This is a genomic window from Stenotrophomonas geniculata ATCC 19374 = JCM 13324 (assembly GCF_001431625.1).
Lineage (GTDB): Bacteria > Pseudomonadota > Gammaproteobacteria > Xanthomonadales > Xanthomonadaceae > Stenotrophomonas > Stenotrophomonas geniculata.
Map to the genome: position 1 here is coordinate 20,250 of NZ_LLXT01000046.1, position 19,458 is coordinate 39,707.

Consider the following 19,458-nt stretch of genomic DNA (forward strand, 5'->3'; position numbering starts at 1 on the left):
GTCATGCGTCCTTGTCTTTGGAGGGGGTGATGCCGATGTTCTGGGTCTTGTAGCCGATCTCCAGCCGGTCGATTTGGAGAACGATGTCGGGCAGGCCGTTGGGCTTCAACCTGCCCTCCACGACCTTGAAAAAGATTCGGTCTCCCGCGGCGTCGCGCCCCACCCGTCGCAGCTCGGCCGCGTCTTCCGGCTTCAATCGCAGCGCGGCGTGGTAGCGCCCGCCATGCTCGACCCCGACCACCGCACTGCCCTTGCCCAACGGCGAAGGGCCGATAACGGCCGTCGGAAGAAAGTCAGGCGAGCGGGGATACCAGTCGTGGTTCATGACCAGCACGTAGGCGTGGAGAATGTTGGTCTTGGGGTCGATCTCCACGTCGATGTAGGGCCGCAGGTAGAACGCATCGGTAGAGGCGATCTGCCGCGCCTTGGCCTCAAACGCAGAGGCCGGATCGCCTTGCAGGCCTACGCGTTTGAACTGGTGCCCCCATGAGCCAATGCAGTGGGTTCGCATCGCCGGTGCCAGGGCAGCGCCGGCCTTGGCCTGGGCAAAGAGGTTGTCTTCGCACATGCCGAAACCGGCCGACGCGGTGGCCGCCAAGCCCCACCGGATCCGGGTGTAGCCGTCGAGCACTGGAGGGTCGCCGTCGTCCCAGTAAGTGCCTGCCGGCTCCAGGTAACGCTTGGTCGCCGGGGCCGAGGCGGCGTCCTTGCCCGCCTGCATCAACCCCTTGCCAATCCTTCCCAAAATGCCGTCCTGGGCGGTGGCCGTCCCGCTGGCCAACGCCAGGCACACGGCCACGGCTGCAATCGCTTGCTTCATGCATCCCCCTGATCCCGGCCACCATGGCCTTATTTGCCATTTTGGCAAATGCGGTGCAGCATGGGAAGCGGCAGACTTGGGGATTGTTCCCGGTTCGTGATCGCCCATGCCTGCCCCTCTCGCCCCAGCTCACACGTTTGGCCGCCGCTTGCGCGAGGCCCGGCTGGCCAAGGGCCTGACGCAAGCACAGTTGGGGGCCGTGCTTGGGTTGGACGAGGAAAACTCCGCCGCTCCCAGGGTTTCTCGTTACGAGAGAGGAGATCGCGTGCCGGATCCTGCAACGATGGAAAAGCTGGCCCAAGCACTTGGCATGCCGGTCGCCTATTTCCATGCCACAAATGATCTAGTGGCAGAGACGTTGCTGGTGATGTCGCGGCTTGAACCCGAACAGCAGCGAGAGCTGCTGACGAAGGTGAGGGATTACGCCCAGAGCCGTGGCGTGGCCATCCTCCCGAGTAGCGACAACGATCTCAGGGAAGAGAAGACATGCTGAAACGACTTCGACGCTGGTGGCTGCAGCGGGATGCGCCAAGCCCGATGGCACCGGAGCAGTTGCAGGCGCTGATGGACATCAACCTTCTGGAAATCCAGTTGGCCGCGTTGGACGCCCTCAAGTCCTCGACGCCAGCCGCGGAAGCGGCCAGGCTGCGATCCCATGCTTGGCTCGCGTCGATGCGTGGGCAAGGCCCGGTCGGGACGCCGAACTGGAGCGAACTGCGGGCTGAAGCGCGAGCACTGAACCGTGATCTGGCAGCCGCCCTGGCTGCCGCCCAGATCGATGCCCCCTCAGAGGCCTGATCCCTACCGTTCGGGAAAACCATTTCCCCATCCCCTACGACCATCACCGACTTGCCTCCAAATGTGACCCGCGTCACTATTGCGGAAGGGGAACGGAGCCTTCCTGGCTCTGGCCATTCACAGGGGAAGTGACCGATGGCGAACAAGAATGGGGCCGCTGCGCCTACGACTCTGGAAGAGTGGTTGAATGGCCGCCCAAGCTGGCTGCGCATGGCCGCTTCCACGGTGATCCAGCACCGCCGCATGCCGAACGAAGAGGAGATGGAGGCGCTGGCGGATCACTGCCTGGCCGAGGCAGCCAAGAAGCTGGATGCTCCCCACCCGGCGTTGGCACCGGGAACCATCTTGGGGACACCCACCGCCGCTGAGCTTCGCATCGACTCGGTCTCCTCCATCTGCGGCGTCAATGCCCTTGGCGAGGACGCGGCATTGGACCTCAGCCAAGGCCAGATGACCGTGGTCTACGGACCCAACGGGGCCGGGAAATCGGGCTACGCCCGTTTGATGAAGCACGTTTGTGGCGCGCGGGCCAAGGGATCTATCCACGGCAACGTGTTCAAGCAGAATCCCGATGCTGCCTCTGCCTTGATCAAAGTCACGGCGACCCGATCCGACGGCACGACATCGTCTGCTGATCTCACTTGGCAAGCATCCGACGGTGCCCATTCGACGTTGAAAGCGGTCCCGGTCTTCGACTCAGCCACAGCGCTGGAGTTCGGAGACAGCGCCACCACCGCCACCCATCTTCCCCGGGCGATGCGGTTCGTCGGGATGCTCATCCACATCTCAGACGATCTCGCCACCCGATTGAAGGCCCGCGCCGCCAAGCTCACCAGCAAACTGCCCATCATCCCGGAAGAGCACGCGCAGAGCAGCGCTGCAACGGTCCTCCGGAAGTTGACGGCGAAACTGACCGAAGAGGATATTAACCAGCGTTGCGCCTTCCCCGCTGCACTGAACGATGAGCGTTTGGCGCTGGAGACCGCACTGGCCCAGGCGAACCCTGAAGTGGCCCACGCCAAGGCCGTCGGAGAGCTAGAACGCTTGTCGCAGATGGCCACAAGCATCTCGGCATTGAAGGAGAGCTTGAACGGCGAGAAGGCCCAAGCCCTCTTGGATGCCCGCAGCAATGCAGAGGTCAAGCGCCAGGCCGCCACCGCCTATGCCACGGCCTTCCTCAATGGGCTGCCGCTCAAAGGCGTCGGAGACGCCGTGTGGCGAACCCTTTGGGACGCTGCAAAGGCGTATTCGACAGGTCTTGCCTACCGTGACCACCCTTTCCCCCACGTTGGGGACGAATCCCGTTGTGTCCTCTGCCAGCAACCGTTGGGAGACGACGGCAAGGCCCGCTTGGCCAGCTTTGAAAGCTACCTCAACGACACCCTGCAGACAGAAGCTAAGAGCGCGGAAGACGCGCTGACGGCGCTGAAGAAAGCGTTGCCCAGTCCTCTCACCGATGTCGCCTGGCAGGCCCAGTGCGCTGCTATTGGCTTGGAAGCCCCCCAAGCCACTGAGCTGTTTGAGGCCATCCATGCGAGATTGAAAGCCATGGCCGAGGCCACGGCGGCTCCGGCAGTGCAGTGGTCGGTGTGGACCAACGCCTACGATCAGAAGGTCAAGACCACTAGCGCTGATCGCGACGCGCTGGCGGGCTTGCTGGACCCGACGGGACGGAAGGAGAAGGAAAGCCGCCTAGCAGAGCTGAAAGCACAACAGTGGCTGTCGGAGCAGCGCGATGCGGTATGGGCCGACGTGATCCGCCTCAAACGCGTGGGAACGGTGGAAGCCGCTGTCCGGTCCACCTCAACCAGCCAGTTGACGACCAAAAGCAATGACATTGGCGAGTCGGAGTTGGCCAAGGGCTATTGCGACCGCTTCAATGCCGAGTTGCGGGCGCTGGGGGGCCATTCGCTTCCTGTCCGCATGTCGTATCGATCCCAAGGCAAAGGGGCGTTCACGTTTTACGTTGAGCTGAAGGACGCGCAAGGCGCCCAGAAGAATCGTGAAATCCTGAGCGAGGGTGAGCAACGCATCGTGGCGTTGGCAGCCTTCCTGGCCGACGCGACGGGCCTTGAACGGGGCATGCCCGTGATCTTCGACGACCCCATCTCCTCCCTGGATCAGCGCTTTGAGGAGGCGGTCGCCAAACGCCTCGTAGATCTGGCCGAGCATCGCCAGGTGATCGTGTTCACACATCGATTGTCACTGATGGTCCTACTGCAGAGTGCCGCCAAGCAGCGGGCCAACCTCGATCAGCCTACGGTCAAGGTCGCGGTTGAATCGATCGCCCGCGATGGAAGCAGGACCGGCATGCCGGCGCAGATCAATACGTTCTCTCTGAAGCCACAATCCGGCTTGAACCAAATGATCAGCAGCATCGGACAGCTTAAGAAGCTTGATCCGCCACTAAAAGAACTTGCCCTGAAGGCCGCCTGCAGCAACTTCCGAATCTTGGTTGAGCGCTCTGTAGAGGACGAGCTTTGTTCTGGCGTCATCAACCGCTACCGGCGCGAGATCAACACGCTCAACAAGCTACAGCGGCTCAGTGCAATCACCCCAGCAGACTGCGCACTGATCGACGGGATGATGACGAAGTATTCGGCATTCGAGCACTCCCAACCCACCGACACCCCCAGTTGGCTTCCGGGTCCGGACGAACTGCTAAAGGACGTTCAAGACATGCTCGAATGGTGCAAGGAGTTCGGTAAGCGAGCGGAAACCGCGGCGAAACCCAAGGCGTAGCCCTGACCACCCGTTACTGCGTGCTCACGTTCATCAGAAGCGCCGCTTGCCAGCGCTTCCCACAGCAGGTGGCAGCGCTTGATGCAACTCGTGCGCGCGAAGAAACGCGTGCAGCCACTCTTCGGCGTCCTTGACGCCCGTCATTTCCCGAATCACCACCCCGGCCAAGCAATCCCCAGGGACGGCAAACAGGTCGTCGTTCAGATCGCTGCTGGACAGAGGGGTATGGAAATCGGCCCCCTCTTGGAACGCCTGAAGCAGGTGCTGCCGGGCAAGAGGATCCCGGCGTGCCGCCCATGCGAGGCGAACGAGCTCCGACGATGGCCAGGGTGCGGGGGTCATCAGAACTCGTAACCGTCTGGCACGCCCGAGGGGATGCCCTGCATGGGGCCCGAGTAGCCCACCTGCTGAACCAGGTTCTGGGCGGTTTGCGACATGCGATCCAGGCGTTCCGGGACTTGGTCCAGGGCGAACAGAACCATGCCAAAAAGGGCGATGTTGAGCAGTTTGTTGAAAAGTTTTCGCACGAGCGAGGTCCTCCGTGGTTGTCAGGGGTTCGGGTTTCAAAAAAGCTGGTGGTGTTGGGCGATGCCGAACAGGCAAAGCGCCCAAGTGGCCGCAATCGCTGCAGGAGCCAGGCAGAGCGACACGCCGATGGCAATGTCCGACAGCTTGGCCTTGGGGTCGGTCACCATCTCCCATCCCAGCTTGGCCGCTCCCATGCCCGACATGGCGTCGAACAGGAATCGCAGGAGGGCTCCAGGGGTGGAGGACCGGGCGGGCGCTTGGGTTTGGCTGCGGGTATTCATCAGAGCGCATCCAGTCGATCAGCAATGGCCAATCCGGCGACCAATCCAGCCAAGAGGCAAAAAGCAAAGAACGTCAACATGGGGTTCCCTTTGGTTAAAGAGCATCGGCGCTCTTCTCTGATCTCAAAGTAAAAGAAAACCAACTTTTCGCAATAGATTGACCCTACATTTTTATGACTAAAACACAAAACTGACGGAAAAAAGCAGAAAACACAAAAACCCTAAAACACCTCACATTTCCAGCCCAGCGTCGGGCCCGGCGGAAGCCGAGGCCACCCGCCCTTCCCCCAATGCGCTTTTGCTTCATGCCACTTTTGACGTTGCCTTTTTCTCTTCAAGAGCTCAAAAGAACGCGGCCTGGGCCGCGCCTGAAAAGCCCCCTCCGGGGAGGTTAGGACGTGGGCCAGGGCTTCCCCCAGCCTCCGCGTGGCTGTCCTTGGCCCCATGCCCGCAAAAGGCGTCCGAGGGATCAGGCGTTGGCTTGGATGCATAGCCAGACCAGCTGGCGGACGGCCTCGGTCAGACGAATCCCAGCCCGGTTAGCGTCAATCTGCAGGGCCGTCACGGCATGGAGTCCCAGCTGCACACTGGGGAGCGCGGCCCTGTAGCGCTCTCGCCCCTTCGACCCCTCCCCGGTCCACGGCGTCGGGCGTCGAGGGGAAAACGGTTCTCGAATCTGGGCGTGTTGCTCGATGAGTTGAGCCAGTGCAGCGCGCATGCTCAGGCCTTGCGCGGCGGCCAAGGCTTGAAACGCGGCTTTGCTGGGCGCGTCAATCCACGTCTCGTGGATGGTTTCGACCAAGCGTTCTGGGGGGCGGAGAATGTAGCGTTTGGTCATGCAGGGCTCCCGTGCGGCTTGGCCATCCATCCTTGGGCGGCCGCTTCTTCAGCGGTCAGCAACGCGGAAGTGCCCAGGAAGCGTGTGAGCTGGTAATGGCCGATGGTGTGCGGATACCGCTGGAGGTGGGCGTGCATGGCTTTGTCGAAGTAGCACTGGCCACCCGAGCGGCGCTGGTATGCGTAGAAGCGTTTGCGGCGACTCGTTGCTGGCGTCTTCATGCCGAACCCGCGCAATCGTCGCAACGCTGCATTTCTGCCGGATACGTTGAGAAGGGGTAGGCCCCTTTCTGCCCCACTTCCCCGCAGCACCCACACTGCATGAGCCCCCGAGCCGTTTGGCAAATCGCGGCCTCCGGGCCTTGCCAAACCACGCCGACAACGACGGCTTCCCAGGAGCTGCCGCTCCCGGCAACCACAGTGAGCCTGTCGCCGTTCCGAACGTTCGGGGCGGGCACCCGGGCGCCCCACTCGCCCGTCTTGAGTTGGATAGGGCTGGCGTGGTGGTGGGCCATTAGAAGAACCCCCGATAACCAAGAGGAAGCAAGCCGGACCGGTCAATAACGTAAGCAATCATGCGAAAACCTTTGAAGAGGGGGCACTCCCTCGCTACCCACTCAAACTAAGCCACCCCCAAAAAATCGCAATACTTTCACTCGACGTTTTATCGACTAAATATCAAAACTGCCAAAGTGGCAGCAAAGCGTTGAACAACTTGAAGCGCAGCACATTTTCCAGCAGCGCCGGGCCCGGCGGAAGCCGAGGCCCCCACCCGCCCCTTCTCCACACAACGCTTTTGATTTGAGCCGCTTTTTATTTTTGCGTTGCTTTTTTCTTTTCAAGAGATCAAAAGAACGCGGCCTGGGCCGCGCCTGAAAAGCCCCCACCGGGGAGGGTTAGGACATGGGCCGGGGCTCCCGCCCCAGCCCCGCTTTGCCTTCCCTTGGTTTCAACGCCCACAAAAAAAGCCCCGGTTTCCCGGGGCGCTGTCTGCAACGCTCAATGGCAATCAGGCCTTGAACGGGTGCGCCGGCCATTCCTGGTCCGGGTGCTTCTTTTTCCACGCCTTGCCTTCAGCGGTTTCGGCCCACGCAAGGAAGGCCTTCGGCTGACGTCCAGTGCCAGCCCAGGTGGTGCCGTCCGGGATCTGGAACTTCGGGGCGCGACTGATGCCGGCGCTCGCGGAAACCGCCTTGCGTGGCTCAAGCAGCGCCTTCAGATCGTTCTTCTGCTTCGTTGTGTAATGCTGCCCAAACTGCTGCAAGGTCTCGTAGACTCCTGCAAAGCTGGCCCCGGCTTCAGCGGCGACCGCTTCGCTTTCCGCCTTTTCCATTTCGGCCAGCAAGGCCTCGGCCTCGGCCTTTTTCTTTCGGATTTGTTCAAGCGTCAGTGCCACGGCTTTCCCTTGGGGTTGGTCAAACCCCGATCCTGCCGTTTTGCGAGACCGCTGTAAATCCTCAACGGCTCAACCCCCGCTCTCCCTTGGAGACTGTTACGGGGCTTCACCCTCAAGAGTCAGTGAAGGCATGCCTTCCGCCGGCCACTGGAGCAGGCCTCGGCGGTTGCGGGGGACTGGCCGTGCCCACCCCCACGTTCCACCATGCAATGCCGCAATGTCTAGAGGCTACCGGGCGCCGGCAAAGCCTTGGGCAGCGGTCCCGCGATCCGGGCGTTCAGGCGGTCAACCAGGTGCAAGGCGTGCTTGTGGAAGATGACGTGGATGTTGCCGTTCTTAAACCGCCCGCCCAGGAACGGCTTCAGGAGTTCCCCACCTCGTGCGTCACCAAGAACCCTTCGGAGCCCCGTGTCTCATCGGATGCAGCCTGCTGGGTGGCGCGATTGGCCTTCATGGCCATCGACTCGGCCCAGACACGCAATCCGATGTCCTGCAGAAGGATATCTTCCCTCTTGCTCGCGGTCGATTCGATGATCCAGTGGCGGCCATACGCGCCATGCATCAATGGCGCCCCTGGCCATCCTTTCCGGGCGACGGTCATGGGCAGTCCGGCGATCAACCGAACGTCAAAGCATCGCCTCGTTTCTTCCTCGGATAGCTCCAGGCGTGGAGCAAGCAAAGCTTCCCGGGCCTTCGCATCGGTCTGTATGACCCGCTCAAGCTCTGCTGGGGTTGGAGCCTCCATGCGCGTCCACACTTGCGCTGGCAAGCATGCCTTGACCCAGTTCCAAGCGCTTGCGGTGTCGTCAGACGGATCAGCCGGGTGCAGGATGAGCCGACTTTCAAACAAGGCTCGGAGGGTTTCCGGGTGCTTCCACTGGCGACCGTGGATGTAGTGTCCCCAAGCCAGGATCTTGTCGCACACGGGCACCACCACGGGTGCTGGCACGGTCAGAAATCGTTCAACGCCCGCCGCACTATTTCGGCCACGCTGACCTGCACCGATCCGCTTTTCCGGCGGTTGCGCCATTGGTCGGCCCTGGGAATCGGTGGCCGATACCATCAATCGCGCGGACATGAAACTCTACGACCGCCGAAAGCGGGAACGGCAGTGAGCCTGCCCTCAGATCCGGGCATGGGGCCAGTTGTGGGCTGCCCTCCTTACGCCGATGATCGCCTTTAGCGTAGCAAGCGGCCCTTCAGTGCCGCCCAATCTCACCGATGGAGAGGGCAACATGGATAAGCGGGTGTGCTTTGATTTCGAGATTGATTTCAGCAACGGGGGCGGGATTCAGGGCCAAGGCTTCCGGCTGGACATCGCCGGTGACGACATCACCAATGAGGCGTTGGCCGACTACATCGTGCGCGACATGCGCCTGCTGATGGTGGGTGAGGTTCGCATCCTCAACAAGGAAATCATTGAGGAGCCTCATAAGCGCCCGGCGCACGACCAAGACGGTTCAACTGTCCACGACTCAAAGGACGGTTGAGCGGCCATGCATCCTGATGTTCTCGGCTGGGCTGCAACCGTAGTGCTGATTGCCACGCTGGTCCGGCAAATGATCAAACAGTGGCAGTCTCCCCACCCCGAAACGGTCTCCAAGTGGCTGTTCGTCGGTCAGATGACCGCGTCCACCCTGTTCACCGTTTACAGTGCACTTTTGGGGTCAACGGTATTCGTGGTGACCAATGCCCTGCTGCTGCTCACGGCCGTGGTGGGACAGGTCCTGGCTTGGCGTCGACGTCGGCGAACCGACGCGCCGCCTCCCTGCTGACCCAGTATTGGCTGCACCAAGGAAAGCCGTGGTAGGCGTTTAGCAGCCACTCTTCGTCAGATCCGAAACGGACGTCGTCTGACATGCTCGACCCGGCCTCCGACCGTGACCAGCGTCGAGATGGCCCAGTCGCTGGAAGCGGACACGGGCGGAAGCAACAAGATCTCAACGCCGGCCCCCATCGCCGCGCCTTTCCATACCTCCACTGTGCCATCCTCGCTAGGACTGCGGTGGAGGCCCCAATCCGAAGCGAACTCCGTCAGCTCTTGCCGTCCATGAATCCTATCGAGCGCGCTGCAGAGCGAGTCATACCGGTCACTTCTCGTCCCCCCCCGCATCGTGTTCTTACCTGCGCATCAACATCGCTTCCAGACTACTTCATGGCAGACATAAGGAGCGAAAGCCTGTCTGAATCCCTCAGGAGAACGCCAACTTTCTGACGGGGCAGCCTCCGATCCATTACCTGAAGCCGGGACCGGGGACGACCGCCTAAGCCGATTCAGGCAGGGTTGCGCGGCTGCCCGTCGTCTATCAACAACACCGTGCGGCAAGCGCGCGCCAACTGCAAGGCAGCCGACATGTCCGCATAGCTTCGATAGGGAGAAAATGCGCCGGGCGGGCCCGACACGCGATCGCCCTACTGGTTGGTTCAGAACAGCTCCGTCTGAGCCGGTGGGTAGACAAGCGCTGGCCCGACGGCCTGCGCCATCGGGTTCAGCGGATGCGGTTTGGGTTCGGCGTGGGACACGATGTGCAGCACCTCATGGCCCCGGTGCGTCAGCAGGTCGGAGATGAGACGTCGGTGGCAACGCCACCACGGTGCCTCCGCGCACATCAGCGCGGTCCGATGTTCGCCCCCCAGTGCAAGCACCTTCGATAGCCCGCCGGCGAACTCGGCGGTCGCCATGTGGTCTGCGTAGCCCTGAAACGCGGCGTTGTCCCACGCACCATTGGGCGAATCCGGCTGCACCTTGCGCCGCCCGCCCAGTTCAGGAATCCAAAGATACTCCACGCCGTGCGCTGGCAGCGTTTTAGCCATCTGCTCGGATGCGAACCAAGGGTGACGACGCGATCCTGGGAAACGACGCACGTCCGCGATCGCCGAGATGCCTTGTGCGAACAGCAGGTGTAAGAACTCGTCCCAAGGTCGAGTGGAATGCCCGATGGTCCAGACGGTCACCGGGGTCGGAGCGGGAGCATCGCACTGCATGAGCCTCATTGGACAGGAGCCGGCATCAAGCCCGCGTGCTCATCACGTGCTCGGCAGCTGCCAACGACGCTCGCGTCTGCCCGTCTGCGCTCGGACACGACCGCGGAGATAAGGGCTAGTCGTTTCGGGCCCATTTCGACAAGTTCTGCTTCAACGCATCGATGCCCTCCCAAGGGTCCTTGCGGCGACGTTTCAGCTTGCCCGGCACGTCCTTGATCGTGAACGCGTCAGCCCGCTTGAGCTTGGCCAGCTCACTCCACGCCAAGGGCATGGCCACCGGAGCGCCAGGCCTCCCTCGCAGTGAATAGGATGCCACGGCGGTGGCTCCTCGTCCGTTGCGGAGGTAATCGACGAATATCCGCTTGTTTCGCAGGGCCTTGGCGGCGGTGGCCAAGAACCGCTGAGGTTCCGACTGGGCCAGCGCGTCGGCGAATCCTTTGGCGAAGCGCTTGGTCAGGTCCCAGTCGCACCCCGGGTTGAGGGGCACCACGACATGAAGGCCCTTGCCTCCGGATACCCGCAGGAAGGACTCCAGCTCTAGTTGGGCCAGAAGCTTCCGGATATCAGTGGCAGCCTTTTTTACCTCCGCGAAAGGCACGTCTGGGCCGGGGTCTAGATCGAATACCACCCGGTCGGCACGGTCGGGCTCCTCCGCGTGGCTTCCCCACGGATGGAACTCCAGGGCATTGAACTGGACCAGCTCCAGCAAGCTAGCCGCGTCCCGGACCACCAAGTAGTGGGCGTTGATGCCGCTGTCCTCCTTCAACTTGACCGAGTCCACCAGCTCCAGCCCGGCGGTGTGGTGCTTCTGGAAGAAGCAAGGCTTGCCGGTGCCGGCGGGGCAGCGAATGATCGAGAGGGGCCGATTGATCACCTCTGGGAGCAGGTGATCCATGACCGCCGAGTAGTAATCCCAAACGTCTTGCTTCGTATAGCCGTCGCCAGGGAAAAGGACCTTGCTCGGGGAGGACAGCTTGGGCGGCATGCGATCGGCTTGAGGCGTTGGGGCGGTCTTGCGGGCAGAAGGCACCGCCGATGCCCGCTTCCCGCGGCCGCCCTTTACCGGGGCTCGGTCTGAGTCGGTCAGATCGGCCACGTCCTTGTCGGCCCGCACGGCTTTCAAGGAGGCTTGGCGCAGCAGTTGCTGCCCCCCGATGCCGCGATAGAACACCTCCACCACGAAGCGCGGCTCGAACCACGTGGCAGAGCGAAGATCGGTGTCCTCGGTGGGCACGTAGGCCGTCGGCTTCTTGCCTCCCCCTTGGATCCTCTTGCTCACGTCCTTGATCAAGGCGTCGGAGAACCCGGTGCCCACCCGGCCCACGTAGAGCCAACCGTGTTTGGCGTCGGGCTTGGCCAGTAAAAGCGAGCCAAAGCCGCTGCGGCTGCCCTTGGGGGCCGTGTAACCGACCACGGCGAACTCGTCGCTGGCCAGCTGCTTGGTCTTGCGCCAGTCGTCGCTGCGGCCGGGGTGGTAGCCGCGATCGGCGCGCTTGGAAATGATGCCTTCAAAGTGCTGTTCGCCAGCCAGGCGGTAGGCTTCGTTGCCGTCGCCTTGGACGTGAGAGCTGAAGGCCAAGTGGCCGGCCTGGCCCGCCAGCAGCTCCTGCAGGAGCGCCTTGCGCTCCAACAGAGGTGCTGCGGCCACGTCCACGCCATCGATGTGGAGCAGGTCGAAGAGCGCGTAGGCCAGCGCGCCTTGCCGCTCCCCGGACAATGTCGCCTGGAGCAGGTTGAAGTCCTCCTTGGTGCCCGATCCGGCGATGAGTTCGCCATCCAAGGCAGCAGAGGTAAGGCCCAACTCCGCCACGGCGTCGCGTATCTCGGGGATCTTGTCGGTCCACTCCAACGCGTTGCGGGACCAGAGCCGGACGGCCCCATCGGCGACCGTTGCGAGGATCCGATACCCGTCCCACTTGATCTCATGGACCCATTGGTCGCCCTGCGGTGGGGCGTCCCCCAGCTTGGCCAACTGGGGCTCGAAGGGACCGGAAGGCGGGGCCGCCTCTTTCGCTTTGGGCAGGGCCAAGGCCTTCTTGGCCCAGTTCTTCCGTCGCGCACGCTTTGCAGGGGGGGCTTTGAGCTTCTTCTTGTCGGCTTTACCGCCGCCGGCCCTCTTGATGTCTGCCGTTGGGGCCGCCGACACATCGGCGAGCAGATCGTCCGCTTCCAGATCGCTCGCATACGCATCGTCGTCCTTGAACAACAGCCACTGCGGCTGACGGGCAGGCTTGCCGGAGCGGACCAGGTGCCACCCGCCTTTGAGCTTGGTGCCAAACAGCTCGAAGCGCAGGTGACCCTTGGCAAGTTGTGCCTCTGGGTCTCCTTGGGTGGCCCAGACGCCGTGATCAAACTGGGCCACGTGCCCACCGCCGTATTGCCCCTTGGGGATCTCGCCTTCGAAGCTGGCGTAGTCGACGGGATGGTCTTCTACTTCCACGGCCATCCGCTTGACCTTGGGGTCGTAGCTAGGGCCCTTGGGGACGGCCCAACTCTTCAGGGCGTCGCCGATTTGCAGCCGGAAGTCGTAGTGCCGGCGGCTGGCGTGGTGAAGTTGGACCACGAAAATGGCGCGCTGCCCTTGCGGCAGCGCTTTGCCAGGCTCGGGCTCGTTGGTCTGGTCAAAGCGGCGCTTGCGACGGTATTCGACCAAGGACATGACGGCGCCACGTTACTTGCCCAAGTGCTTGCGAACGGCCGCAGCGGTGGGGCCAACGGCTTTGACAGCGGCCCGGACCTGATCGACCGACACGCCCAGCGCCTTGGTCCAATACTGCAGCTCGTAGTCTTCGTTGACGTTGATGCGGTCGCGGTCCGGGCTGCCGGTGTTCTTCTTGTCGTCGCTCATGGGATTCTCCTTGGGTGATCAGGCGCTCTTTAGAGCCTTCTTGGCGGGGGCTTTCTTTGCGGCTTTCTTTGCTGGGGCCTTCTTTATGGCGGCCTTCTTGGCAGGCTTGCTGTCTTTGGTGGAGGACTTGGAGGCGGTCTTCACCGGCGTTGCTTTCGCCGGGGTGCGCTTGTTGGTTTCCAAGCTCTTCTGGAGCAGCGCCATGAAGTCCACCACGTTGGTCGCCGAGTCCTCGCGATGTTCCGGTTCCTCGAAGGTGGTCGTGGCTCCGGCCTGCTTCACCCGCTTCTTGATGATGTCGGACAGGCGCTCGCGGAACTCGTCCTGGTAGCTGTCCGGCTCCCACTCAGAGGTCATGCTCTCAATCAGCTGCTTGGCCATTTCGAGCTCTTTGGGCGCAACCCGGTAGTCCGACGCCCCCCCCTGCGGCAGTTTGTATTCGTCCGGAGCCACCAACTCCTGCGGGTAGCGAAGCAGGATCATGATCAACGCATCGCCTTCGGGCATCACCGCGCAAATGTATTCGCGCGTGCGGATGACCACCCTGGCGATGCCCACCTTGCCGGTTTCCTTCAGGGTCTCTCGGAGCAGGACATAGCCCTTTTCTGCCTTCTTGCCAGGCACCAAGATGTAGGGTTTTTCGAAGAACCTCAGCCCGATGCTCTCGGCGTCGACAAAGGCCTCCACGTCGATGGACTCGTGCGTCTCGGGGGCGGCCGCGGCGATGTCTTCTTTCTCTATGACGACGTAGCTGCCCTTGTCGTATTCGAAGGCTTTGACGATGTCCTTCCAAGGCACTTCTTCGCCGGTTTCGGCGTTGACCCGCTCGTAGCGAATGGGCTTTTTGTTTCGTGCGTCCAACATGCGAAAGCTCAGATCCATGCGACGCTCGCCGGACATGAGGGACACCGGAACGTTGAGCAGCCCGAAGGACAACGAACCACTCCAGATGGGCCTGGGCATGCCAGCCGCCTCCAATCCTAGGGCCTTTCGTTGTAGGCCCGGCCGCGTCGGCCGGGCGTGAACCCGGCCGGCGCGGCGCAGCGGTTACTTTTTGGCTTCGACGCCCGGCGTGGCGTCGCGCACCATGAACTCTTCGGTCACCTCGGGCAGGTGGGCCGCCAGCCAGTCGGCCATCGCCTCTTCCTGCACGAGGATTTCTTCGCAGATCCGGGCCGTTTCTGCATCGCCCACCGTCTTCGCTGCGGCGATCAGGGCCGTGTAGGAGGCGATCTCGAAATGCTCGAAGACGTAACCGGCCATCGCGCCTTTGACGATCTCGTCGGAGGTCGTCATGCCGCCGACGGCCTGACCGAAGGCTGCCATCTTGCCCATCACGTCCTTGAGGGTCGACGGCGAGCCGCCCAAGCGCTTGATGCACCCTTCCAGCCGTTCGCGCTGGCCAATGGTTTCCTGAATGTGCTCTTCAATGCGCGCCTTCAGCACGGGGTAGTGCTCGATCCGCGAAGCCTGCCCCTTCAGCATGGTTTCGGCTTGCTGTTCCATCGCGTGTGCGTCGCGCAGCCAGTCCAACAGGTTCTCTTTGAGCTCTGCCATGGATGTCCTCCTCTCGTGTCGGGCGAAGCCTTACCGTATCGAGGCTGGGATGCGGATCAAGCGATCCCCGAGTGAAGGCTTGGCGAACGGCGGACCGTCCGAGACCGGCGATGTGTGGGCCTGGCGATCGATGGCCTTCGTGGTGAACGGCGCGCATGCGACGCATTCGCAGCCCATTGACCGCTCCCGCCCCATGCTGAACGCTCCTCAGCGCCAGGCCATCCTCATGACCCGTTCCGCGCTTTTGCTCGTCTTCTTGGCCCCCTCCCTCGCCTTGGCTCAGCAGGGGGACGGAACCGACGTCCAAGCCAACGTCCATACGTTCAAACCCGCCAAGGTAGATGCGACGCCCGAGCGCGTTCAGGCCCTGAAGGTGCCCAGCGGCTTCCAAGTGCGTCCCCTTGCGCAAGGCCTTCAGAATCCCCGGATCATCGCCGTGGCACCAGACGGGCGGATTTATGTCTCACGTCGAGATCAAGGCGACGTGCTGTTGCTGGAGGATGCCAATGAAGACGGAGCCTTGGACGCCGAACCGAAGGTGGTCTTCTCGCGTCCAGGGGCGCACGGCCTGGCCATCGCCAACGGGCAGCTGTATGTCGCCACGGCCAACGACGTGTATCGCGCCCCCATACACCCCGACGGGACGTTGGGTCCAGAGGAACGGATCATCAACGACCTGCCCGATGGCGGTCAGCACCCCAACCGCACGCTGGCCTTTGGCCCCGATGGGATGCTCTACATCAGCGTGGGCTCGTCCTGTAACGCGTGCAACGAGACCAATCCCGAGCACGCGGCACTGCTGAGGTCCTCGCCGAATGGCAAGAGCCGTTCCATCTTCGCCAGTGGCCTGCGGAACACCATCGGCTTTGCTTGGGACCCCAAAACGGGGGAGCTGTGGGGGATGGATCACGGCATCGACTACTTGGGCAACGATGAGCAGCCCGAGGAGCTCAACCGCATTCAGAAAGGAAAGAAGTATGGTTGGCCCCACATCTGGGGCAAGGACGGGGTGAATCCCCAGAGCACACCGCCAGGGCAGATCAGCAAACAGCAATGGGCGGCGACAAGCGAGCCCATGGTGCTGGGCTACACCGCCCACGCGGCCCCCATGCAGATGCTGTTCTACACCGGCCAGCAGTTTCCGGCAGCTTACCGGGGGGACGCCTTCGTGACGATGCGCGGTTCCTGGAACCGCAAGCCTGCGTCGGGCTACGAGGTGGTGCGGGTTCGTTTCGACGCCGGCAAGCCGGTCGGCTTTGAGCCCTTCTTGACCGGCTTCCTGGTCGACAACGGCCAAGCGCACATCGCACGGCCCGTCGGTCTGGCGATGACCAAGGGGGGGGCCCTGCTGGTTGGCGACGATGCCAACGGCGTCATCTACCGTGTGACTTACGGCCAGGGCCAAGCGTCCGCCTCCCCCGCGGCGGCAGTGCCTAGCAGGCCCTTGATGGCCCAAGTCAATCAAGGCTCGGGGGTCCCGTTGGCCAAGGATCGGATCGGCAACGCCGCTGCGTTCGAGATCCGCTCTCCGTCGTTCTCCTCGGGCCAAGCGTTGCCTTCCCGCTTCAGCGCGTATCACGACGATGCGTCGCCCGCTCTTTCGTGGAGCCCGGTGCCTGGTGCCAAGTCTTATGCGCTGATCATGGAGGACCCGGATGCAGCCAACGTCAAACCCTTCGTTCACTGGGTCGCCTACAACATCCCCGCCAGCACGCCATCGCTGCCGGAGGGCCTGCCGGTCGATCCGCGACTCCTGAAGCCGGAGGGAATGCTGCAGGGGGTGAACAGCCGGGGGTCTGTGGGGTATTTCGGCCCCAAACCGCCAGTGGGCGATCGACCCCACCATTACCACTTCCAGCTGTTGGCCTTGGACACCGTGCTTGATATGAAGGCCGGGGCAACGCGGGACGAGGTGCTGAAGGCCGCGAAGGGCCACATCCTGGGCGTGAGCGAGATCGTGGGCACCTACCAGCAGACCGCCGCCCCGCTGAAATAAAAAAAGGGACCCGAAGGTCCCGACCGGTGCTAGGTCCGGAAACTCAGTGAACCTCCAGTTCCTGGCGAAGGGACTGGAGGGCGGCGGCGATCTCTTTCAGGCGAAAAGGCTTTTCAAGGAAGGGCGTGCCTTTGAAGCGTTCGGGCAGCCGGTTGGCCCCAAGACCGGTCGTAAACAGGAACGGCACCCCCAACTCGACCAAGCGATCGGCCACGGGGTAAGACTCGACCCCGTTCAAGTTGACGTCCAGCACCGCCACATCGAAAGCGGCTTCCTCGGCGCATGCCAAGGCTGTGGGCAAGTCTTCCGCCGTCTTGGAGACGTCGTAGCCGACTTGGGCAATGGCCTGCTCCAAGACCATCATGAGGGTGGGTTCGTCCTCTACAAGAAGAACCCTTACTGCTTTGCCGTCCAATCCCATGACTTTCTCCCTACAAGCGCTCTGCGTGGTTGTGCCACGATTGAACAGTGTGGCCCGAGGGCTCGCCCGATTTGTGAAGAGGGCGTAAAAGGATGACGGCCGTCGCTCTTCTACACTGCGCACTCTGTCGCCCTTCGGTGGCCCTGCCGAGAGGATGACCCATGAACCGACCAGCGAAAGCGAAAACCGATTTGAGGGACGAGAGCCGGCAGTTTGCCCTGCTGGTGAACTCCGTCACCGACTACGCCCTATACATGCTCGACCCCAGCGGGGTGATCCAGACCTGGAACCCGGGTGGGCAACGAATCAAGGGCTACCAGGCTGCCGACGTGGTCGGCACCAACTTTTCCCGCTTCTACCTGCCCGAGGAGGCCCAAGCCGGCCTACCAGAGCGAAACCTGCGGACCGCGGCCTTGGAGGGGCGCTATGTCGCCGAAGGCTGGCGGTTGCGCCAAGACGGAACGCGCTTTCGCGCCAGTGTGGTGATAGACCCCATCTGGGAAGACGGGGAACTGGTGGGGTTTGCCAAAATCACCCGCGACATCACCGAGCGCCACGAAGCGCAGGAGCAGCTGCTCCAAGCCCAGCGCGATCTCCTGCAGGCGCAGAAGATGGAGGCCATCGGTAAGTTCACGCTGGGCTTGGCCCATGATTTCAACAACCTGTTGACGATCGTGGCCAACTGCCTGGACCTCATCAGCCTGCGGGTCAAAGACGGGGGCGTGGCCAAGCTCATTGACACGGCGCAGCGGGCCGCTGAGCGCGGGGCCCTTCTGACTCGGCAGTTGCTGACCTTTGGCAAGGGCCAAACCCTGGTGCCAGAGGCCGTCGATTTGGCCGCCTTGATGGCCGAATGCGAAGCGCTGCTGCGCCGCTCTGCCGGCGACGCGATCGCATTGACGGTCGAGGTTTCTCGAGGCCTTCCGACCTTGTCGCTGGACAAAGCACAGCTGGAGGCCGCAATCCTTAACCTGGTGTGCAACAGCCGCGATGCCATGCCGAAGGGCGGAACGATCCTCATCACGGCCTCTGCGCGGCAAACCCGCGATCCTACGTTGCCCAACGCCAGTGAAAGCCCTTACATCTGCTTGAGCGTCCGAGACGACGGTTCAGGGATTGAGGCGGACCAGCAGGCCAGGGTATTTGAACCGTTTTTCACTACCAAACCCATCGGAAGGGGCAGCGGGCTGGGCTTGAGCCAAGTGTTTGGCTTCACGGCCCAGTCCGGCGGGTTCACCGAGCTCCAGAGCGAGCTTGGGAAGGGAACCCGCGTCAGCCTTTGCTTCCCCGCACCAGAGCATTGAGATGCCGATCCACGTGTTGTTTGTTGAAGACGAAGACGATCTCCGCAGCGTCGTCGTCGAGGCCCTGACCTCTCAGGGCTTCCAAGTCACTCCCGCCAGCAACGGGGACGAGGCCCTCGTCCTCCTGCGCGGCAGCGCCAAGTTCGCGGTGGTAGTGACCGACTTCAACATGCCGGACAGCGCCGACGGGCTGGAGGTCGCGGCGGAAGCCGCGGTTGCTCAACCCCAGGCCCGCGTCATGCTCGCGTCTGGCCTTCAACGCTCGCAGCTGCCCCCGCTGCCCGAGAAGGTTCGATTTCTCCCGAAGCCTTACCGCTTCCGACAGCTTGTTACGGCGATCCACGAAGACTTGGGCTGCACGTAGGGGTCGGATTCCTTGCGCTGCCTGGCGGTCGCCACTGGTTCACCTTCCTACCAGTGCGCGCCTGCTCACTAGGAACATTAAACGGTCGATCGCGGTTGCGTTCAACGCTTCTCCATCCCCCCGCACCTTGAAGCCGGCCCAGTCGCCCTCTGCGACCTCGCTCAGCTCTTTGACTTCCACAGGCAACCAGCGCATAGGCCAGTAAGGCAAGCGACGATCCGTGATCGTCCCTCTTTGCAGTTCGATCAGATCGTGATGACTCGAGGCTCCGAGCACCCTTGAGAACGCCACGTCCAACCCGTCCGGGGGGCCCTCCAAGTATTGGAGGAAGCGCGTCCCGTCGAACAAGAGCACCCCACTGACACCTGCGTCCCGGTTAAAACGAGTTGCGTCGTCGACCAGCTCCTGGAGCTTGCCGCTCCGGAGGCCAAGCAGATCGCCGCGCAATGCGTCGGACGCCTCGCTGACATACACCACGGCCCTGATGGGCATTGGGCGCTCCTTCTCAACTGGTCTGGCCATCCCCCCTTCCACGAACTCTAGTCCCGCCCACGCATTTAGGCAATCGCGTTGGGAGATAG

Annotated in this window: 23 protein-coding genes; 8 read left to right on the forward strand and 15 right to left on the reverse strand. The window is 62.6% G+C overall.

The genetic code is table 11. The features are described from left to right. Window position 1: 1 nt before the first annotated feature. Entirely contained in the window at window positions 2–820 is an 819-nt protein-coding gene (locus tag ARC63_RS02745) for a hypothetical protein (protein ID WP_057502458.1), read from the reverse strand. Window positions 821–926: 106 nt separating this feature from the next. Here ARC63_RS02745 and ARC63_RS02750 point away from each other — a divergent pair, with 106 nt between their 5' ends. The 3 genes from ARC63_RS02750 to ARC63_RS02760 all read left to right on the forward strand — a co-directional run bounded on the left by ARC63_RS02750 (window position 927) and on the right by ARC63_RS02760 (window position 4,360). After that, the gene (locus tag ARC63_RS02750) at window positions 927–1,313 is read left to right on the forward strand and encodes a helix-turn-helix domain-containing protein (protein WP_024958708.1); all 387 of its coding nucleotides are present in this window, start codon (window positions 927–929) and stop codon (window positions 1,311–1,313) included. Then, a complete protein-coding gene (locus ARC63_RS02755; RefSeq protein WP_136191685.1) occupies window positions 1,307–1,618 on the forward strand; it encodes a hypothetical protein in 312 nt (103 codons plus the stop codon). The genes ARC63_RS02750 and ARC63_RS02755 overlap by 7 nt, the downstream gene beginning before the upstream one ends. A gap of 135 nt (window positions 1,619–1,753) precedes the next feature. Further along, window positions 1,754–4,360, forward strand: coding sequence for an AAA family ATPase (locus tag ARC63_RS02760; RefSeq protein ID WP_230548558.1), 2,607 nt, complete (start codon window positions 1,754–1,756; stop codon window positions 4,358–4,360). Window positions 4,361–4,393: 33 nt separating this feature from the next. Here the strand turns inward: ARC63_RS02760 and ARC63_RS02765 are convergent, their stop codons facing one another. From ARC63_RS02765 to ARC63_RS02795, 7 genes are all read right to left on the reverse strand, one after another. Beyond that, window positions 4,394–4,702 (reverse strand): hypothetical protein, encoded by a 309-nt coding sequence (locus ARC63_RS02765; RefSeq protein WP_024958711.1) that lies wholly within the window; start codon window positions 4,700–4,702, stop codon window positions 4,394–4,396. Continuing rightward, the gene (locus ARC63_RS02770) at window positions 4,702–4,887 is read right to left on the reverse strand and encodes a hypothetical protein (RefSeq protein WP_008268538.1); all 186 of its coding nucleotides are present in this window, start codon (window positions 4,885–4,887) and stop codon (window positions 4,702–4,704) included. Before ARC63_RS02770 ends, ARC63_RS02765 begins: the two co-directional genes overlap by 1 nt. Window positions 4,888–4,923: 36 nt before the next feature. Continuing rightward, window positions 4,924–5,169 carry a hypothetical protein gene (locus ARC63_RS02775; protein ID WP_024958712.1) on the reverse strand — a complete coding sequence of 82 codons (246 nt, stop codon included), beginning with the start codon at window positions 5,167–5,169 and terminating at the stop codon, window positions 4,924–4,926. Window positions 5,170–5,638: 469 nt separating this feature from the next. Beyond that, window positions 5,639–6,007, reverse strand: coding sequence for a hypothetical protein (locus ARC63_RS02780; RefSeq protein WP_024957548.1), 369 nt, complete (start codon window positions 6,005–6,007; stop codon window positions 5,639–5,641). After that, window positions 6,004–6,228, reverse strand: coding sequence for a hypothetical protein (locus tag ARC63_RS02785; RefSeq protein ID WP_024957547.1), 225 nt, complete (start codon window positions 6,226–6,228; stop codon window positions 6,004–6,006). The genes ARC63_RS02780 and ARC63_RS02785 overlap by 4 nt, the downstream gene beginning before the upstream one ends. 787 nt (window positions 6,229–7,015) lie before the next feature. Continuing rightward, a complete protein-coding gene (locus ARC63_RS02790; RefSeq protein WP_057502459.1) occupies window positions 7,016–7,402 on the reverse strand; it encodes an H-NS family nucleoid-associated regulatory protein in 387 nt (128 codons plus the stop codon). A gap of 361 nt (window positions 7,403–7,763) precedes the next feature. Beyond that, on the reverse strand, window positions 7,764–8,480 hold the full coding sequence (locus tag ARC63_RS02795; RefSeq protein WP_139042367.1) for a hypothetical protein: 717 nt from the start codon (window positions 8,478–8,480) through the stop codon (window positions 7,764–7,766). 157 nt (window positions 8,481–8,637) lie between these two features. Between ARC63_RS02795 and ARC63_RS02800 the strand changes: the two genes are divergently transcribed. Then, window positions 8,638–8,892: a hypothetical protein gene (locus tag ARC63_RS02800; protein ID WP_040008411.1), complete on the forward strand. Its 255-nt coding sequence runs from the start codon at window positions 8,638–8,640 to the stop codon at window positions 8,890–8,892. 6 nt (window positions 8,893–8,898) lie between these two features. After that, window positions 8,899–9,177, forward strand: coding sequence for a PQ-loop repeat-containing protein (locus ARC63_RS02805; RefSeq protein ID WP_057502461.1), 279 nt, complete (start codon window positions 8,899–8,901; stop codon window positions 9,175–9,177). Between the two features lie 649 nt (window positions 9,178–9,826). On the opposite strand, the gene ARC63_RS02815 is transcribed toward ARC63_RS02805, so the two are convergent. The 5 genes from ARC63_RS02815 to ARC63_RS02830 form a co-directional block, all read right to left on the reverse strand. After that, a complete protein-coding gene (locus tag ARC63_RS02815; RefSeq protein ID WP_082587800.1) occupies window positions 9,827–10,396 on the reverse strand; it encodes a DUF488 domain-containing protein in 570 nt (189 codons plus the stop codon). Window positions 10,397–10,502: 106 nt separating this feature from the next. After that, window positions 10,503–13,046 (reverse strand): DNA ligase D, encoded by a 2,544-nt coding sequence (gene ligD / locus ARC63_RS02820; RefSeq protein ID WP_057502463.1) that lies wholly within the window; start codon window positions 13,044–13,046, stop codon window positions 10,503–10,505. 12 nt (window positions 13,047–13,058) lie between these two features. Further along, window positions 13,059–13,235, reverse strand: coding sequence for a DUF3606 domain-containing protein (locus tag ARC63_RS22505; RefSeq protein WP_064485349.1), 177 nt, complete (start codon window positions 13,233–13,235; stop codon window positions 13,059–13,061). 18 nt (window positions 13,236–13,253) lie between these two features. Further along, window positions 13,254–14,198 carry a non-homologous end joining protein Ku gene (gene ku, locus ARC63_RS02825; protein WP_024957538.1) on the reverse strand — a complete coding sequence of 315 codons (945 nt, stop codon included), beginning with the start codon at window positions 14,196–14,198 and terminating at the stop codon, window positions 13,254–13,256. An 84-nt stretch (window positions 14,199–14,282) separates the two neighbouring features. Further along, window positions 14,283–14,792 (reverse strand): ferritin-like domain-containing protein, encoded by a 510-nt coding sequence (locus tag ARC63_RS02830; protein WP_057502464.1) that lies wholly within the window; start codon window positions 14,790–14,792, stop codon window positions 14,283–14,285. Here ARC63_RS02830 and ARC63_RS02835 point away from each other — a divergent pair. Further along, on the forward strand, window positions 14,791–16,788 hold the full coding sequence (locus ARC63_RS02835) for a YbhB/YbcL family Raf kinase inhibitor-like protein (RefSeq protein ID WP_197604534.1): 1,998 nt from the start codon (window positions 14,791–14,793) through the stop codon (window positions 16,786–16,788). The two genes, ARC63_RS02830 and ARC63_RS02835, sit on opposite strands and share 2 nt — an antisense overlap. Window positions 16,789–16,831: 43 nt before the next feature. On the opposite strand, the gene ARC63_RS02840 is transcribed toward ARC63_RS02835, so the two are convergent. After that, window positions 16,832–17,209 carry a response regulator gene (locus ARC63_RS02840; RefSeq protein WP_064968318.1) on the reverse strand — a complete coding sequence of 126 codons (378 nt, stop codon included), beginning with the start codon at window positions 17,207–17,209 and terminating at the stop codon, window positions 16,832–16,834. Between the two features lie 161 nt (window positions 17,210–17,370). Between ARC63_RS02840 and ARC63_RS02845 the strand changes: the two genes are divergently transcribed. Both ARC63_RS02845 and ARC63_RS02850 read left to right on the forward strand, forming a co-directional pair. Continuing rightward, a complete protein-coding gene (locus ARC63_RS02845; protein ID WP_057502465.1) occupies window positions 17,371–18,513 on the forward strand; it encodes a two-component system sensor histidine kinase NtrB in 1,143 nt (380 codons plus the stop codon). 1 nt (window position 18,514) lies between these two features. Beyond that, the gene (locus ARC63_RS02850) at window positions 18,515–18,877 is read left to right on the forward strand and encodes a response regulator (protein WP_049433813.1); all 363 of its coding nucleotides are present in this window, start codon (window positions 18,515–18,517) and stop codon (window positions 18,875–18,877) included. Between the two features lie 39 nt (window positions 18,878–18,916). On the opposite strand, the gene ARC63_RS02855 is transcribed toward ARC63_RS02850, so the two are convergent. Continuing rightward, window positions 18,917–19,369 carry a BLUF domain-containing protein gene (locus ARC63_RS02855; RefSeq protein ID WP_049452149.1) on the reverse strand — a complete coding sequence of 151 codons (453 nt, stop codon included), beginning with the start codon at window positions 19,367–19,369 and terminating at the stop codon, window positions 18,917–18,919. Between the last annotated feature and the right edge of the window lie 89 nt (window positions 19,370–19,458).

Bases quoted from the DNA above. Each gene is read 5' to 3' on its own strand.
- ARC63_RS02745 (WP_057502458.1), bottom strand. From the start codon at position 820: ATGAAGCAAGCGATTGCAGCCGTGGCCGTGTGCCTGGCGTTGGCCAGC.
- ARC63_RS02750 (WP_024958708.1), top strand. From the start codon at position 927: ATGCCTGCCCCTCTCGCCCCAGCTCACACGTTTGGCCGCCGCTTGCGC.
- ARC63_RS02755 (WP_136191685.1), top strand. From the start codon at position 1,307: ATGCTGAAACGACTTCGACGCTGGTGGCTGCAGCGGGATGCGCCAAGC.
- ARC63_RS02760 (WP_230548558.1), top strand. From the start codon at position 1,754: ATGGCGAACAAGAATGGGGCCGCTGCGCCTACGACTCTGGAAGAGTGG.
- ARC63_RS02765 (WP_024958711.1), bottom strand. From the start codon at position 4,702: ATGACCCCCGCACCCTGGCCATCGTCGGAGCTCGTTCGCCTCGCATGG.
- ARC63_RS02775 (WP_024958712.1), bottom strand. From the start codon at position 5,169: ATGAATACCCGCAGCCAAACCCAAGCGCCCGCCCGGTCCTCCACCCCT.
- ARC63_RS02780 (WP_024957548.1), bottom strand. From the start codon at position 6,007: ATGACCAAACGCTACATTCTCCGCCCCCCAGAACGCTTGGTCGAAACC.
- ARC63_RS02785 (WP_024957547.1), bottom strand. From the start codon at position 6,228: ATGAAGACGCCAGCAACGAGTCGCCGCAAACGCTTCTACGCATACCAG.
- ARC63_RS02795 (WP_139042367.1), bottom strand. From the start codon at position 8,480: ATGTCCGCGCGATTGATGGTATCGGCCACCGATTCCCAGGGCCGACCA.
- ARC63_RS02800 (WP_040008411.1), top strand. From the start codon at position 8,638: ATGGATAAGCGGGTGTGCTTTGATTTCGAGATTGATTTCAGCAACGGG.
- ARC63_RS02805 (WP_057502461.1), top strand. From the start codon at position 8,899: ATGCATCCTGATGTTCTCGGCTGGGCTGCAACCGTAGTGCTGATTGCC.
- ARC63_RS02815 (WP_082587800.1), bottom strand. From the start codon at position 10,396: ATGAGGCTCATGCAGTGCGATGCTCCCGCTCCGACCCCGGTGACCGTC.
- ligD (WP_057502463.1), bottom strand. From the start codon at position 13,046: ATGTCCTTGGTCGAATACCGTCGCAAGCGCCGCTTTGACCAGACCAAC.
- ARC63_RS22505 (WP_064485349.1), bottom strand. From the start codon at position 13,235: ATGAGCGACGACAAGAAGAACACCGGCAGCCCGGACCGCGACCGCATC.
- ku (WP_024957538.1), bottom strand. From the start codon at position 14,198: ATGCCCAGGCCCATCTGGAGTGGTTCGTTGTCCTTCGGGCTGCTCAAC.
- ARC63_RS02835 (WP_197604534.1), top strand. From the start codon at position 14,791: ATGGATGTCCTCCTCTCGTGTCGGGCGAAGCCTTACCGTATCGAGGCT.
- ARC63_RS02830 (WP_057502464.1), bottom strand. From the start codon at position 14,792: ATGGCAGAGCTCAAAGAGAACCTGTTGGACTGGCTGCGCGACGCACAC.
- ARC63_RS02840 (WP_064968318.1), bottom strand. From the start codon at position 17,209: ATGGGATTGGACGGCAAAGCAGTAAGGGTTCTTCTTGTAGAGGACGAA.
- ARC63_RS02845 (WP_057502465.1), top strand. From the start codon at position 17,371: ATGAACCGACCAGCGAAAGCGAAAACCGATTTGAGGGACGAGAGCCGG.
- ARC63_RS02850 (WP_049433813.1), top strand. From the start codon at position 18,515: ATGCCGATCCACGTGTTGTTTGTTGAAGACGAAGACGATCTCCGCAGC.
- ARC63_RS02855 (WP_049452149.1), bottom strand. From the start codon at position 19,369: ATGCCCATCAGGGCCGTGGTGTATGTCAGCGAGGCGTCCGACGCATTG.